The sequence below is a fragment of the Burkholderia sp. AU39826 genome (assembly GCF_020419965.1).
Taxonomy (GTDB): Bacteria; Pseudomonadota; Gammaproteobacteria; order Burkholderiales; family Burkholderiaceae; genus Burkholderia; species Burkholderia semiarida.
Window position 1 is genome coordinate 1 of sequence record NZ_JAIZQG010000009.1, and the last position, 14,331, is coordinate 14,331.

Annotated in this window: 7 protein-coding genes and 1 pseudogene; 2 read left to right on the forward strand and 6 right to left on the reverse strand. The window is 62.5% G+C overall.

Annotated elements, in window-relative coordinates; genetic code table 11:
• Positions 1-720: 720 nt before the first annotated feature.
• Both LGM42_RS17450 and LGM42_RS17455 read right to left on the reverse strand, forming a co-directional pair.
• Positions 721-3,024: a hemagglutinin repeat-containing protein gene (locus LGM42_RS17450; protein WP_413227419.1), complete on the reverse strand. Its 2,304-nt coding sequence runs from the start codon at positions 3,022-3,024 to the stop codon at positions 721-723.
• Positions 3,025-3,888: 864 nt separating this feature from the next.
• Positions 3,889-7,303: pseudogene (locus tag LGM42_RS17455) on the reverse strand (hemagglutinin repeat-containing protein); the annotation flags it as partial.
• Positions 7,304-8,022: 719 nt separating this feature from the next.
• Between LGM42_RS17455 and LGM42_RS17460 the strand changes: the two are divergent.
• Positions 8,023-8,658 (forward strand): isochorismatase family cysteine hydrolase, encoded by a 636-nt coding sequence (locus tag LGM42_RS17460; RefSeq protein ID WP_226232742.1) that lies wholly within the window; start codon positions 8,023-8,025, stop codon positions 8,656-8,658.
• A 48-nt stretch (positions 8,659-8,706) separates the two neighbouring features.
• Here LGM42_RS17460 and LGM42_RS17465 read toward each other — a convergent pair whose 3' ends face one another.
• On the reverse strand, positions 8,707-9,495 hold the full coding sequence (locus LGM42_RS17465) for a TetR/AcrR family transcriptional regulator (RefSeq protein ID WP_226232743.1): 789 nt from the start codon (positions 9,493-9,495) through the stop codon (positions 8,707-8,709).
• Between the two features lie 33 nt (positions 9,496-9,528).
• Between LGM42_RS17465 and LGM42_RS17470 the strand changes: the two genes are divergently transcribed.
• Positions 9,529-11,058 carry an FAD-dependent monooxygenase gene (locus tag LGM42_RS17470; RefSeq protein WP_226232744.1) on the forward strand — a complete coding sequence of 510 codons (1,530 nt, stop codon included), beginning with the start codon at positions 9,529-9,531 and terminating at the stop codon, positions 11,056-11,058.
• A 156-nt stretch (positions 11,059-11,214) separates the two neighbouring features.
• Here LGM42_RS17470 and LGM42_RS17475 read toward each other — a convergent pair whose 3' ends face one another.
• From LGM42_RS17475 to LGM42_RS17485, 3 genes are all read right to left on the reverse strand, one after another.
• Entirely contained in the window at positions 11,215-11,946 is a 732-nt protein-coding gene (locus LGM42_RS17475; protein WP_226232745.1) for a ribonuclease T2, read from the reverse strand.
• A gap of 127 nt (positions 11,947-12,073) precedes the next feature.
• Positions 12,074-12,646 (reverse strand): hypothetical protein, encoded by a 573-nt coding sequence (locus LGM42_RS17480; RefSeq protein WP_226232746.1) that lies wholly within the window; start codon positions 12,644-12,646, stop codon positions 12,074-12,076.
• Between the two features lie 96 nt (positions 12,647-12,742).
• Entirely contained in the window at positions 12,743-14,134 is a 1,392-nt protein-coding gene (locus LGM42_RS17485) for an HdeD family acid-resistance protein (RefSeq protein ID WP_226232747.1), read from the reverse strand.
• Positions 14,135-14,331 lie beyond the last annotated feature (197 nt).

Below are 14,331 nucleotides of genomic sequence, written 5' to 3' on the forward strand. Positions count from 1 at the left end.
ATCAGTTCCGGGTCCAGGTTCAAGCCCTTGCCCGGTTCTACGGTCGCTTCTTCCTTACGTTTGCGTGGCATAACGTGGCTCCTTGGCCATCAGTTTATGCCTCACACACAAAGGTTCGGATAGGCTCCCCTACGCCCCTTGGCAACGAGGCAGCAACGAAAATACCAACGACCTGCCGCGCCAGTTTCTGCCCACGGGGGGACCTGTCAGGCGTCACCCAGATACAATTGAACGACATTACCAATTTGATGAACGGCCGCCCTCGCCAAGCCCTCGACCGGCAACCCCCTGAAGAGGCTATGGCGATGGAATTGGCTGTCGCCGGATTGGATAACCGTTGCATCTGATTCTTGAGACCGCCGTCTAGTTCGTGCCGTACGAGATCCTGGCGCCCCGAGTTGCCGAGGCCAGACTCCTTCACGCCCTTGTAGCGATATTCGCATTCATGGATGACTAGACTTGATTTCTTTAGATACATCATTGTAAACCGCAACTCCCCTCGCCCCGACCCCAAACAACATTAATGGCTAGTTTACTCCCGGCAAGAGCATTTTTGTGAGCGGAAGCAGCTTAACATTGTTGTACGCAGGAACGGTCAGCTAAAGAAGATGTTCTTCAACACCACGTACACGATGAAACCCATCAGGGCGACAAAGACGATAACCCCGACTATCTTTTGCGCACGTGTTTTAGGAGTCGAACCTGGAATTCCAACCATATTTACCACCTAATTCCCGTCTTACCTTGATCATTACTGAACCCGCCACCGACACCACCGACATTGGTGTTCTTCCCTGCGCTAACCCCACCGCCAACACCAATAATAGTCGCCGTTCCATTACCCGGTGAATTCATGATGCCTGCGCCAAATATTGCATAAGCACCAGTCATGCCACCGGCATAGCCTCCAGCGAAGTTATTCGTCTGGCCAGGAGCAACACTCGTTCGATTGAGCCAGCCCGCAGTAATACTTGCCGATGCCTGAACGGGATTGGGAAGCGCCATATTGACACCAGTTCCGAAAAACGCGTTCCCATCCCGCGTAAACGTCCCCCACACACTACCCACGAAATAATCAATCTGGAAGTTCACGAAGTCCGGAGCACGAGCCAAGCCCGGATTCTTGCCCGTCGTCGTCGCGTGATACGCGAACCCGCTACCCTGCGCTCCCTTCACAATATACGCCTGCAAATCCGGATCACCCGGCCCCAGCGATTGCGTCCACACCGTCTGACCGGCCTTGTTCACGCCGTACCGTGTCCACTCCGTCCCGTCTTGCGGCTGGTCGCCCGATGCAACGCGTACATTGCCCGGCAGCACACCACCATCGCTCATCACCAGATCCATTTGCGCCATCTGCTCTTGAATCTGCTGCTCCGTATATTTCCCGCCGCTCTCCGCCGCCAGTTTCTTCGCTAGCGTCTGTTCCTTCGCTTTGCTGTCCTCGTGTAACTGCCGATTAAACCGATCAGCACTCGCCCCAGTCAACGCTCCAGTCCCGCCACCGACCAATGTCCCAGCTCCACCAGCCAGCACATTCGATGTCAGATTTCCCAGCAGTTCGTCGACATTAGCGTTCCCAGTCGGCCCCGCATCCTTGATCGACTGCGCAATCTCATTCAGTTGCGGAGCGAGCTTCGCCGACACACCTGCACCGGCAGCCCCACCAACAGCACCCAAGCCTCCGCCGGTCAACCCACCCGTCAGCGCACCGCCGGCAATGTGTAGCGCAACACGATTGTCACCACCCTCGGCCCAACTATCAGCCTCCTGCTGGTACTGTGCCTTGAGCGTCGGATCAGTCGTGTTGTTTGCATGCGTCTGCGCCTCCTCGCGCTTCTTATCGGCGTAGCTCCCAATCTGCTTTGCAATCGTCTCCGCCGCCGCCTGCGCCGCGTTGATCAAATCCGACTGATTGCTCAACACCTGCTGCAAATCCGGCGTCTTGCCAACCGTCCCATTCAGATTCGACGTCTCACGATTGAGCGTCGCCACATCCTGCTTCTGGTTGGCCTGATCCGTAATCGTGATGGTACCGGCACTGATCGCACTCTTCGTACTCGCGCTGCTGCTGTCGCTCTCGCTCACATACAGCGGCTGACCGCCACCGGTATTCTTCCCGCTCGTCGGCCCGTGCGTCGCATAGTTGTTCCCCCCATCACCCACACCACCACCAGCACTGATCCCGAAGCTACTCGCGTTGTAGCTCGAACTGTTCTGAATATCCGAGAACGACAACGTCCCCGTCGTCAGCTGATTCTTGTCCGGCGTCGCCGTGCTGGCGATATACGCCCCCTTCAGGTCCGTATTGCCCTTCACGTTGATGTCAAAGCCACCGTCCCCGGCCCGAATCCCAGCCTGCTCGTTCACGCCCGCATAGTTACCGCTCGCATGGCCGTTCTGCATGCTGACGCTGGCGCTCGCACCGCCCTGACTGACGCTGAACCCGCCACCCGAACTGCTCTGGTGGGCTTCGCTGCGGCTCGTATCCTGCACCGACGCGAGATTCAGGTTGCCGCCCACATCCGCCATCACCTTGTTGGCGTTGACGTTTGCTCCAACGATATTGGTATCGCCGCCGCTGATGATCGTCGCCGTATTGCTCGCGCTGACGTGTGTATTGTTCTGCGTCGCCGCATCCGAATTCGCATCGCCGTGCGCACGCGACATCGACGCCGAGACACCGAATCCGCCGGTGCCATACGACACCCCCACGCTCGCGCTCTTCGATTCGTTCGTACTCCGCGTGCTGTCGGTATCCGTGCTGTTGACCAGATTGACCTTGTTCGTCGCCTGCAGCAGCACGTCCTTCGCGCTCACGTCCGATCCCTGGATCGTCACGTTCCCTTGGCCCGCGTTCTTGTCGCCCGTCGCGACGAACGCCGCCGTGCCGCCCGCCTTCACGCTGCTGCCGTTGTTCTGCCTGCTGTACTCGGTGAATGTCGTCTTGCTGTGCGAAGAACCGAAACTCAACTCGATCTTCGCCTCCGGCTTGCCGTTCGCATCGCTCAGCGCCTTGGTCATATTGCCCGTCGCGCCGACCAGATCAGCCATGCCGCCGGCCGCCGCAATCGTATGGAACGCGGCGGCACGTAGTCTTTCAACTTATCCTTCGCCCACTGTCGCTCGCCCTAATTCAACTGCCGATTGAAGCGATCCAAATTACGCCGCTAATTGCGCAACAAACGGCCACACGACGAGCACTTCTTCGCCACAAGATCAACATATGGAATCGGATCACCACGAGGAATAACATTGCAGTATGGACACCGATACCAGACACCAATCAATATGAGCAACGTCACAACAATCATCAATACGGTTACCGCAGACAACCATTGATATTGAACCGGCAACAATCCAAAAAAAGGAAACGAAATAAGTCCGCTAGCCAACAAAAAAATTATTACCCATCTAATTCTATTGAACCTTAGTAGAGCGACATCATTATTTTTCACAGAAATCACCTTTTCTTATAACTAAAATCAAAAATATTAAACTTAGCCTCTGCCCCAACGCCAATAGTTGGCGACACACCAATCCCGCCCTTAGATTGCCAATAGAAACCTGTTTCCGGAGTGCCGGTAATATTGGAATACAGCCCGGCGCCCACACCAACTTGCCCCGCAATGGGGCCGAGAACAAGACCAGCACTCGCTGAAGAACCCACTCGATAATCACCAGGGTTTGGATTTCTACCATAGCTGAACAGGTCCACGGAACCTCCCTGACTTGCGCCTTGAATCCATCCATGTGCGCCTACCCCGACACCGAACCCCATGCGCGCGTCCGTAGGTATTAAACCGTTGAACCCAATCTCTGCCTCCATTCCTACGCCATAGTAGACGCCTAAACCGACGGTATAACTCGGTGCCGGAGGCGCGGGTCGCCCGGCATTCAACGCTGTCTGTTCCGGCGTCAACGATCCATTCTTGTTCCCATACTTGAACGGATCGTTGTAGTACTGATCCTTCTGGAACAACCCTCCCGCGTTGCTGCTGATGTAAGCCACCGCAACCTGATCACCGCCCGGGCCCTTGCTAGCCGCCGCATCCACCAAACGATAACCATTCGCCAGCAACATATTCTGCGCTTGTTCAGCCGTTATTTTCTGACCGGTCTTGTCCCCGTAGAACTTCGCGAAGTCTTTCGACCTATCCTTCGCCCACTGTCGCTCGTCCTGATTCAACTGACGATTAAACCGATCAGCACTCCCCCCAGTCAACGCACCAGTCCCACCACCGGCCAACGCCCCAGCTCCACCAGCCAGCACATTCGATGTCAGATTTCCCAGCAGTTCGTCGACGTTAGCGTTCCCGGTCGGTCCCGCATCCTTGATCGACTGCGCGATCTCGCTCAGCTGCGGGGCAAGCTTAGCTGACACGCCCGCACCTGCCGCGCCACCAACCGCACCCAAGCCACCGCCGGTCAACCCACCCGTCAGCGCACCGCCGGCAATGTGCAGCACAACACGATTGTCACCACCCTCGGCCCAACTATCAGCCTCCTGTTGGTACTGTGCCTTGAGCGTCGGATCAGTCGTGTTGTTTGCATGCGTCTGCGCCTCCTTGCGCTTCTTATCGGCGTAGCTGCCAATCTGCTTTGCAATCGTCTCCGCCGCAGCCTGCGCCGCCCCGCTCAAATCCGACTGATTGCTCAACACCTGCTGCAAATCCGGCGTCTTGCTGACCGTGCCATTCAGATTCGACGTATCACGGTTGAGCGTCGCCACGTCCTGTTTCTGGTTCGCCTGATCCGTGATCGTGATGGCGCCTGCACTGATCGCGCTCTTCGTACTCGCGCTGCTGCTGTCGCTCTCGCTCACATACAGCGGCTGACCGCCACCGGTATTCTTCCCGCTCGTCGGCCCGTGCGTCGCATAGTTGTTCCCACCGTCACCCACACCGCCACCAGCACTGATCCCGAAGCTACTCGCGTTGTAACTCGAACTATTCTGAATATCCGAGAACGACAACGTCCCCGTCGTCAGCTGATTCTTGTCCGGCGTCGCCGTGCTCGCGATATACGCTCCCTTCAGGTCCGTATTGCCCTTCACGTTGATGTCAAAGCCACCGTCCCCGGCCCGAATCCCAGCCTGCTCGTTCACGCCCGCATAGTTACCGCTCGCATGGCCGTTCTGCATGCTGACGCTGGCGCTCGCACCGCCCTGACTGACGCTGAACCCGCCACCCGAACTGCTCTGGTGGGCTTCGCTGCGGCTCGTATCCTGCACCGACGCGAGATTCAGGTTGCCGCCCACATCCGCCATCACCTTGTTGGCGTTGACGTTTGCTCCAACGATATTGGTATCGCCGCCGCTGATGATCGTCGCGGTGTTGCTCGCGTTGATGTGTGTATTGTTCTGCGTCGCCGCATCCGAATTCGCGTCGCCGTGCGCACGCGACATCGACGCCGAGACACCGAATCCGCCGGTGCCATACGACACCCCCACGCTCGCGCTCTTCGATTCGTTCGTACTCCGCGTGCTGTCGGTATCCGTGCTGTTGACCAGATTGACCTTGTTCGTCGCCTGCAGCAGCACGTCCTTCGCGTTCACGTCCGATCCCTGGATCGTCACGTTCCCTTGGCCCGCGTTCTTGTCGCCCGTCGCGACGAACGCTGCCGTGCCGCCCGCCTTCACGCTGCTGCCGTTGTTCTGCCTGCTGTCCTCGGTGAATGTCGTCTTGCTGTGCGAAGAACCGAAACTCAACTCGATCTTCGCCTCCGGCTTGCCGTTCGGATCGCTCAGCGCCTTGGTCATATTGCCCGTCGCGCCGACCAGATCGGCCATGCCGCCGGCCGCGGCGATCGCATGCAGCGCGGCGGCACGTCCGTCCTGGCTGCCGCCCGCACCCTGCGCCTGCTGGTTCACGTTCTGAATTGCATCGATCACCGGCGACTTCACCGCCAGCGTGAAACCCGAACTCTTCACCTCGTGCGTTTCTTCGTGATGGCGATCCGTCTGCGACGCATCGATCGTCACTTCCTTCGCGATGCCCGTCACGTCCTTGCCCGCGACAATGTCGGAGCCCGTCACGTGGAGTTTGTTGCCCGCTACCATCGACACGCTGCCGTCGGTGCTGCCGATCAGGCTGCCCTGCGAACCCTTCACCGTGTCGCGGCTGGTATCGATGGTCTGGTTCGTGCCGTACGAAATCCCCGCGCCCGCACTGCCGAGGCCCGACTTCTTCACGTCCTTGTAGTGATATTCGCTCGAGGCCGTGTCCCCTGTCGTAACCGTCAGGTCGTGACCCGCAGAAAGACTCACATCGTCGGTTGCCGCAATCGTCGCGGCCTTCGCCGTCAGGTCATTGCCTGCCTGCACCGCGACGGTATTGCCCGACAACGTCGTGCCCACCGCATTGGTGTAACTACTCGAATCGATCGTGTGCGTCGATTTCGACGACAGGAAGCCGTTTTCCTTGTGATAGTGCTCGTCGTTCGCGCTCGCGCTTTGTTCACCGGCATTCAGATTCACATCATGCCCGGCGCTCACGCCAATCGCACCCTGCGCATTCGCATACGCGGCCGTCGCATTCACGTCATGGCCCGCCACGATCGCCAGATTGCCGCCCGTCGCGATCTGCGTGCCCGTGTCGATCGACGCTGAATGCTCGGCATGATTGCGCGCATCCCACTTCACCGCATCCTGGCTGCTCTGGCGAACCGCATTCAAATTGGCGTCGTGGTTCGCCGCGAGCACGGCATCGCCGGTCGTCGCAATCACCGCCGCATTGGCGTTCAGATCCCGGCCGGCGACGGCTTGAAGCGTACCCGCATTGACCGTCGATATACGGTCGATGCCGGTCGCGCTGCCATTCGCGGCCTTCGCCGAGCTGGTCGTGCTCGTCAGATTGAGGTCGCGGCCAGCCGACAGCGCTACAGTGTTGCCTTGAATCAACCCGCCGAGATTATTGAGGTCCTGGTTCGCGCTCGCGAGCACGGTTCCACCCGATACCGTGCCGCTGTTGTCGATCGAATCGGCATGAATGATCGTGACGTTGCGGCTGGCGATCGTGCCGGAGTTCTTGTACGCGCCATTGGCATCGACCGTGACGTTCTTGCCGGAGATGATCGTGCCTTCGCCAGTCACGTCCGCCGCGTTCGCGCGCAGATATACCTGCGGCACCAGCACCGTCTGCTGACTGCCGTTCGGCAATGTCACCGTCTGATTCACGAGCCACACGATGTCGCTCGTCAGCGCAGCCATCTGCGCGTCGGTCAGCGCCGTGCCGACATTCAGCCCGAACTGCTGCGACGCCTTCACCCCGTTCGCCATCAGTGCTTCGTATTCCTTCTCGTTTCTTCACTTGTTAGCCGCGTAATGATTGGTCTCTCGCGCCGCAATTTATCAAAACACTCGAAAGCACAGTGTCATAAATTGCAATGCCGTACCAATATTCTCAGCCGTGAATGTTCACCCGCCGTGGCTGCATGGTCGGCGATCGCGGCATACTCCAATCAAATATGCACAAGTCAATCCCTCTAAAAAGCAAACAATTTGACACTTCGAAAAGGTTATCCAATAAAAAATCACGTATCAAAAAACGAAGCAGTTCCCGTAGGGAGACCGTGAGGCAAGGAGGCGCCATTACCCTCACATCAGCTCAATAAATCATTGATTTATTTAGACCACTCGCAAATCAACAAGGAGTACCAGGTACATCTCCGTGGAATCGCCCTGCGAGACTTCATCGTTCTCACGAAGATCCAAAAAACCACCCTGAATACTGAGATAGGAAATATCAAAATCGAGCCGATTGACATTCCTCTCCTCCGTTAATCCACTGATCATCGACAAGTGACAGTAGACGTCCGTGCGATACTAAACGTCTCCAATTTGCAACACGATTTTCGCCACACGCCCTGTTTGGCTCCGGAATGTAGAATTTTTGAGACACATATCACTTTCCCGAACACGGCTAGCTGCGGCCGCTCCGCCGATGTACTGTTCAAGGCTGAGCGGGCCGAATCGGTTTTGGGTGTCCGACCTTCCGCAGCGATTACCGGAGAACGCCACGCATGGATCAAGACAACGCATCGGAAGTCGTCGCTTCTTCCCCCGTACACGCGCACAGCGGCGCATCCGCGTCGATCCCGGCCGTCGCGCCATCCAGAACCGCGCTGCTCGTCATGCATTACCAGACCGACATCCTCGGCCTCTTCCCGTCGGTCGCGGCCGAGTTGCTCTCCAATACGCGCAAGCTATGCGACGCCGCACGAGCGGCCGGCGTCGGCGTCTGGTTCGCGAACCTCCGCTTCAGCCCCGGCTATCCGGAAGTCAGCCCGCTGAACAAGAACGGCCAGGGCATCAAGCAACTCGGCCTGTTCATCGACGACGGCCCGTGTCCCGAACTGGCCCGGCAACCCGACGAACCGCTGATCATCGCCCACCGCGCGAGCGTCTTCTTCGGCACCGATCTGCAAGCGAGGCTGATCGCACGAGGCATCGATACGCTGATCATGGTCGGCATCGCGTCGACCGGCGTGATGCTGTCGTCGATCGCTCACGCGAGCGACGCCGATTTCCGCCTCTACACGGTCAAGGATTGCTGCTACGACCCGGACCCGATCGTCCACGAGCATCTGTTCACCACCGCGTTCGAATCGCGCACGACGGTGCTGTCGCTCGCGGATGCGCTGCGGCTGCTGGCGTAACGACGGACTCGTGGCACCGCCGTTCGGAACCGTCCGCCGGACGGCCGCTTACCGAGCCGCCGCCCCGATTCCCGCCAGAATGAGATCGATGCCAGCCAGGAACTGCGCGCGCTCGTCGTGCGCGGCCAATTGCGCCGCCACCTTGCGCACGAACGGGTACTGCGCCGGATCGAGCTGCCCCCACCGCTGGGCAACGGCCGCGACGATCTCCGGCTGACCCGTCTCACGCGGGTGCAGCCGCGCGCCGGCCGCGTACTGGCCGGCCAGCCCGAAGATGTAGTGCATCAGCGCGGACGCGGCGTCGAATTGCGCGGATTCCGGCACGCCCAGCGCCTGAAGCTGCCCGCCGACGTGCTCCAGGATCCGCAGCACCGCGTGCTGCCACGGTTCGCGGAACAACTGCGCCCCCACCCACGGATGCGCGCTGAACGCGTCGAACAGACGCAGCGCGATGCGCCGGAGCGCGTGCGCCGCATCGCCGTCATGCTCCGTCGGCACGTCCGTCAGCGCAGCCGCGATCACTTGATCCGCGGCCGCCGCGAGCAGGTCGTCCTTGTCGGCGACGTGCCAGTAGATCGCGCCGCTTCCGGTCGCCAGGTGTGCCGCGAGCGAGCGAAACGTCAGCGCGCCCTCGCCTGCATGGTCGAGTATCCCGATCGCGGCCTCGACGATCCGCTCTTTCGACAACGCATCCGCGCGCCGCTCGGTCCGGTTGCTGGTTTTCATGCGCGTCAGCTTGACACATCTGGAACATCGTTCCAATATCACACAGATGGAACACCGTTCCATTACTTTTCCGAAGCGGGCGCGATGCCGGGGTACCGCCTTCTCGATCACACCGGGCCGCCCTGGCCTGAAACCGAGCCACCGATGAATCCGCCCGTGACCCATGATGTCGTGATTGCCGGAGCCGGCCCTGTCGGCCTGTTTCTCGCATGCGAGCTGCGCCTCGCCGGTGTGTCCGTGCTGGTGGTCGAGCAGACGGACGATCCCGAATCTCCGCTGAAGCGTCTCCCGTTCGGCATGCGCGGCCTGTCCGCGCCGACCATCGACGCGCTCTACCGTCGCGGCCTGCTCGACGGCATCGCACTGCCGACCCACGCAAAGGACACCGCGCACTGGATGCAGCAAGCACGTCGTCCGGCCGGCCATTTCGCGGGCATCCAGTTCTTCCACGACGACATCGATGCGTCGCGGTGGCCGTATCACCTGCCCGGCCCGGCCGGCACGCACATGGCGACCGACATGGCGCGCGTCGAATCCGTGCTGACCGCCCGTGCGGGCGCAACGGGCGTCGAGATTCGGCGCGGTCTTGCCGTCGAGGGCTTCGATCAGTCGGACGATGGCGTCACGCTGTACGCAGGCGGCGAGACTTTCCGCGCACGCTGGCTCGTCGGTTGCGACGGCGGCCGCAGCGCGGTCCGCAAGGCCGGCGGCTTCGCGTTCACCGGCACCGACGCCGAGTTCACCGGTTATTCGATCGAAGCCGGGTTCGCCGATCCGCGCGCGCTGCCGCCGGGCCGTCACTACACGCCGGCGGGCATGTATACGTACACGCCGCCCGGTACCGTCGCGCTGGTGGAGTTCGACGGCGGTGCGTTCCATCGCAGCGCGCCGGTGACGCTCGAGCATGCGCAGGCCGTGCTGCGTCGCGTGTCCGGCGCCAGCGTCACGTTGAACACGCTTCGGCTCGCCGCCACGTGGACCGACCGCGCGTATCAGGCTGCGACGTATCGCAACGGACGCGTGCTGCTCGCGGGCGATGCCGCGCACATCCACTCGCCGCTCGGCGGCCAGGGGCTCAATCTCGGGCTCGGCGATGCGATGAATCTCGGCTGGAAACTCGCCGCGACGATCCGCGGCGACGCGCCGGCGGGCCTGCTCGACAGCTACACGGACGAACGGCATCCGGTGGGCGCGCGCGTGCTCGACTGGTCGCGTGCGCAGGTCGCGCTGATGCGGCCGTCCTCGGGTTCGCGCGCGCTCGCGGCGATCATGCGCGATCTCGTCGATACGCGCGACGGCGCGACGTACTTCGCCGAGCGCCTGTGGGGCGTGTCGCTCGCGTACGATCTCGGCGGCGGCCATCCGCTCGTGGGCCGCAGCGTTCCGGACTTCGAACTGACTGACGGCACGCGGCTCGGCGAACGCGCGAGGCATGGCAAGGGTGTGCTGCTGGACTTCAATGTCGGCCGGCCACTTCACGCGACGGCAAACCGCTGGCGCGACCGCATCGCCTATATCGCGAGCGACGCGAAAGACCGGTTCGGATTGCGTGCGGTGCTCGTGCGCCCCGATGGTTTCGTCGCCTGGGCATGCGATGACGACGTGGACGCGGACATCGACGCCGCCACGCATGCGCTCACACGATGGTTCGGCACGCCGCGCGCGGCACATTGAGCGCCGCCGCCCGACGCAGGAAGCTGCCGACCGACAAATCTCCATGCGCGCCATCGACGGCACGCCCGACATTCTCGAACGCCCACGCGATCCGCCCTGCCGCAGCCCGGACCGCCCGCGACGTGCGCGACATCGCGCACGTCGGCCGCGTCCGCCTCACTTCGCGATAAACACCCCCGACGTCGGGCACGTGCCCTGCGTATTGCCGTCCGTCACGAGCGACGCCGCGCTCGGAAACTGCGCGGTCGCATTCGTCTTCACGGCGATCCACGCTTCGGTGAAGTAGCTCACGCCGTTCGTCTTCGTGCACTTCAGCGACACCGCGCTGCGCGTGTTGCTGCCGAACGCGCCTTCGAACGCCGACAGCAGCTGGTTGCGCGTGACCGTCTTGCCCGCGTTCGCCTGCAGGAACGCGTTGAACGACGTGTTGCCCAACCGGCTGATCATGCCCGACGCCTGGTTCCAGTAAGCATCGGGCGTCGCCGAATTCGAACACGTGCCGTGCTTGAACCATTCGTGCTTGTCGAGACATGACGCAACGCCCGGCATGTACGTCGACAGCGTGTCGCGGGTCGCGCTGCTGATCGGGTACGTGTCCATGCTGCACCACTGGTGCGCGTTGTCGAGATCGATATCGTTCTGCGGCACGCCGCAGTAGAACGGCTGGTTGCCGTCATAGCGGTTCGGCCACAGCCCGTGCAGCGACAGGCTCGTCGCCGCATACGAGCCGGCGAGGTTCGTGCATTCCGGCGTGTCGTGCGACGCGCAGAAGCCGGGCTCCCACGAGGCGGCGAGCAACAGGTAGTCGTAGCTGGTCTGCGCGGCGGCGTGCAGTGAAACGGAAGCGACGGCGAGTGCGGCAGCGGCGCGGGCGAGCGTCTTCAGCATGGCGTGTTTCCTCGGAAAGGGCTTGCGGGCGCGAGATGCGCCGCAAGGTTGTCGAATGTCTGCTCGCGATTGTTGCTGCCGCAACGTGGCACGAATGTGAAGGTGCACGAAAGAATGCGGGGATCCCTCAGGCGCCGAGCTGCGTGCACGCCCGCGCCGATGCTTGCGGGCCTTCGAGCGCGAGAATCTGCCACACGCCGATGCTGACGCGCCGGCGCGCCGCCGTCGATGCGTCGGCCAGCAACGCCTCGACGCGCGGCGCGACATCGGGCGCCTTCTGCTTCAGCGCCGCATGGTGCCGCGCGCGCGACGCCGGTTCGGGCTCGTACACGTCGCACAGGCGCACCATGCCGGCGAGGCCGGCCAGATCGTCGTCCTTGTCGATCGCACCCGGCTGGACAGGCGCGAGCCCGTTGCGTTCTTCCAGCGGCAGCCTGTTGCGCGCGCCTTCGTCGATCGCCGCGGCGGAAGCCGGCGGCAGGCCGCCCATCGCCGCGACGATCCGGCTGCCCGCGGCGATCATGTCGCCCTGGCATGCGATCTTCTCGGCGGCCGCGACGTTCGAGCAGAACGACACCGACGTCCGGTACACGTCGTCGCTCATGCGCAGCACTTCGTCCGTGTCCGCCTGCGCGAGGCCCGCGCTCGCCAGCGCCAGCGCGGCCGGAATCAGGATGCGGAACGCCCTCGTCTCGTTCATGGTTGTGTCATCCGTGGGTGCTGATGGCGGACAATCTCGCCGGGCCGTGCGCAAGCGCCCCTTGTGATGCCGGGCCCGCGGCCGGCGCCACGCGTTTCACTTCATCGACGCCGCCTCCGATCCGCCAGGCGACAACGCCGCGCTGTCCTGCTCGCGCCACGCGCGGCGCGACGCCATGATCGCGCTCACCGCCGAGCGCGCGACCTTCCACCATGCGAACGGGCGCGGATCGGCGAGCATGCTGAGCGCGCGCGCATAGTCGAGCGTGAGGCCGGGCGTCCACGCCATCGTCACCGCGCGCTTGCGGATCTGCGCGGCCACCCACAGCTCGGGCGTGAGCAGCAGCCGCACGAACGCGCCCCACCCGGCCCGCTCGCCCTTCAGCCGCCACACCGCCCCGTCGAGCGCAGCCTCGAGCGCATTCGACACGGTACTCGAGCAGTTGCGGTGCGTGAGGTTGTACGTCGTGTTCTGCCGGTACGACGACCAGAACGCGTCGAGCTTGGCCGGATCGTAGTTGCGGATGCGCACGCGCACGGTCGACGGGCACCACGCTTTCGACTCGGTCGCATAGTCGGGCTGGAACAGGCCGGGCACGTCGTTCTCGCGCGTCGCACGCAGGATGCGCGTGAATTCGTCCGGAGAACGATCGATTTCGACGCCCGGATACAGGCTGATGTAGATGCCCTCCGGCGATTCCAGCGCCGCATGGCCGGTCGAGATCACGCCGTTGACGTCCACCGCCGCGATGTAGCGGTCGATCATCGGATAGCGCTGCGCTTCGGCCTTCGACGTGCCGGTCGGCGTCCATACATGCACGGTGAGCGCCCGCTCGCCGTCGGCCGGCGGGCCGTCCCATTCGGATTGCGCGAACTGCGGCAGGCCCTGCGCATCGTCGAGATCCGGCGCGGGCGACGTCGCGAACGCCGGGTTGCGCGTCAGCCGGCGCACGCGTGCGGCGAGGCTCAGCATGTGCATTCCACCGAACATCAGCAGCAGGCCGAGGCAGTACGGCACGGTGCCCGCGTAGTGCGTCGGGTACGGCTGGAAGAAGAAGATCGCCAGCAGGATCTCGACGACGCCCCACGCGAACGCGACGTGCCAGCGGCGATAGCGCACCATCCACGCGGACGTGCACTGCAGCAGCCCGTCGACGAGAAACAGCGTGCCGAAGATCATCGACAGCAGGAAGTGGCCGTGATGATGGCCGGCGAACACGAGCCCCGCGGCCACCACGACGGCGACGCCCTTCACGTAGCGCAGGATGCGCTGCCCGCCGACCCCGCTGCCGGCCACCGCGAGCGTCGCGAGCCCTTCGATCAGGAACAGCCACGCGAACAGCTCGATCGGGAAATGCAGCGCGCCGTCGAGCGCGTCGAGGAAAATGCCGACGCCCGCGGCCACCCACAGCCAGCCGAGCACGGTCAACCCGCGCCAGCGGGTTCGCAGATATTCGATGCCCAGCAGCAGCAACACCAGTCGTACCATTGCGCCCTCGTTTTTTCGGGATACGCGCGGCCTCGCGTTCCCGGTCGTTTCGGCCGCGCATGGTGCGACGCGCCTGCCGGATGGCGGTCATCGTTGCCGGCGCGTCATGCCGTCGACATGACCGATGGCGGCCGGCACGCGCCGCTCTGGCCGAATAATAAGATATGACGGAGCCGGGTGAAAGCGCCGCGAAAACG

Bases quoted from the DNA above. Each gene is read 5' to 3' on its own strand.
- LGM42_RS17460 (WP_226232742.1), top strand. From the start codon at position 8,023: ATGGATCAAGACAACGCATCGGAAGTCGTCGCTTCTTCCCCCGTACAC.
- LGM42_RS17470 (WP_226232744.1), top strand. From the start codon at position 9,529: ATGAATCCGCCCGTGACCCATGATGTCGTGATTGCCGGAGCCGGCCCT.
- LGM42_RS17480 (WP_226232746.1), bottom strand. From the start codon at position 12,646: ATGAACGAGACGAGGGCGTTCCGCATCCTGATTCCGGCCGCGCTGGCG.
- LGM42_RS17450 (WP_413227419.1), bottom strand. From the start codon at position 3,024: ATGACCAAGGCGCTGAGCGATGCGAACGGCAAGCCGGAGGCGAAGATC.
- LGM42_RS17475 (WP_226232745.1), bottom strand. From the start codon at position 11,946: ATGCTGAAGACGCTCGCCCGCGCCGCTGCCGCACTCGCCGTCGCTTCC.
- LGM42_RS17485 (WP_226232747.1), bottom strand. From the start codon at position 14,134: ATGGTACGACTGGTGTTGCTGCTGCTGGGCATCGAATATCTGCGAACC.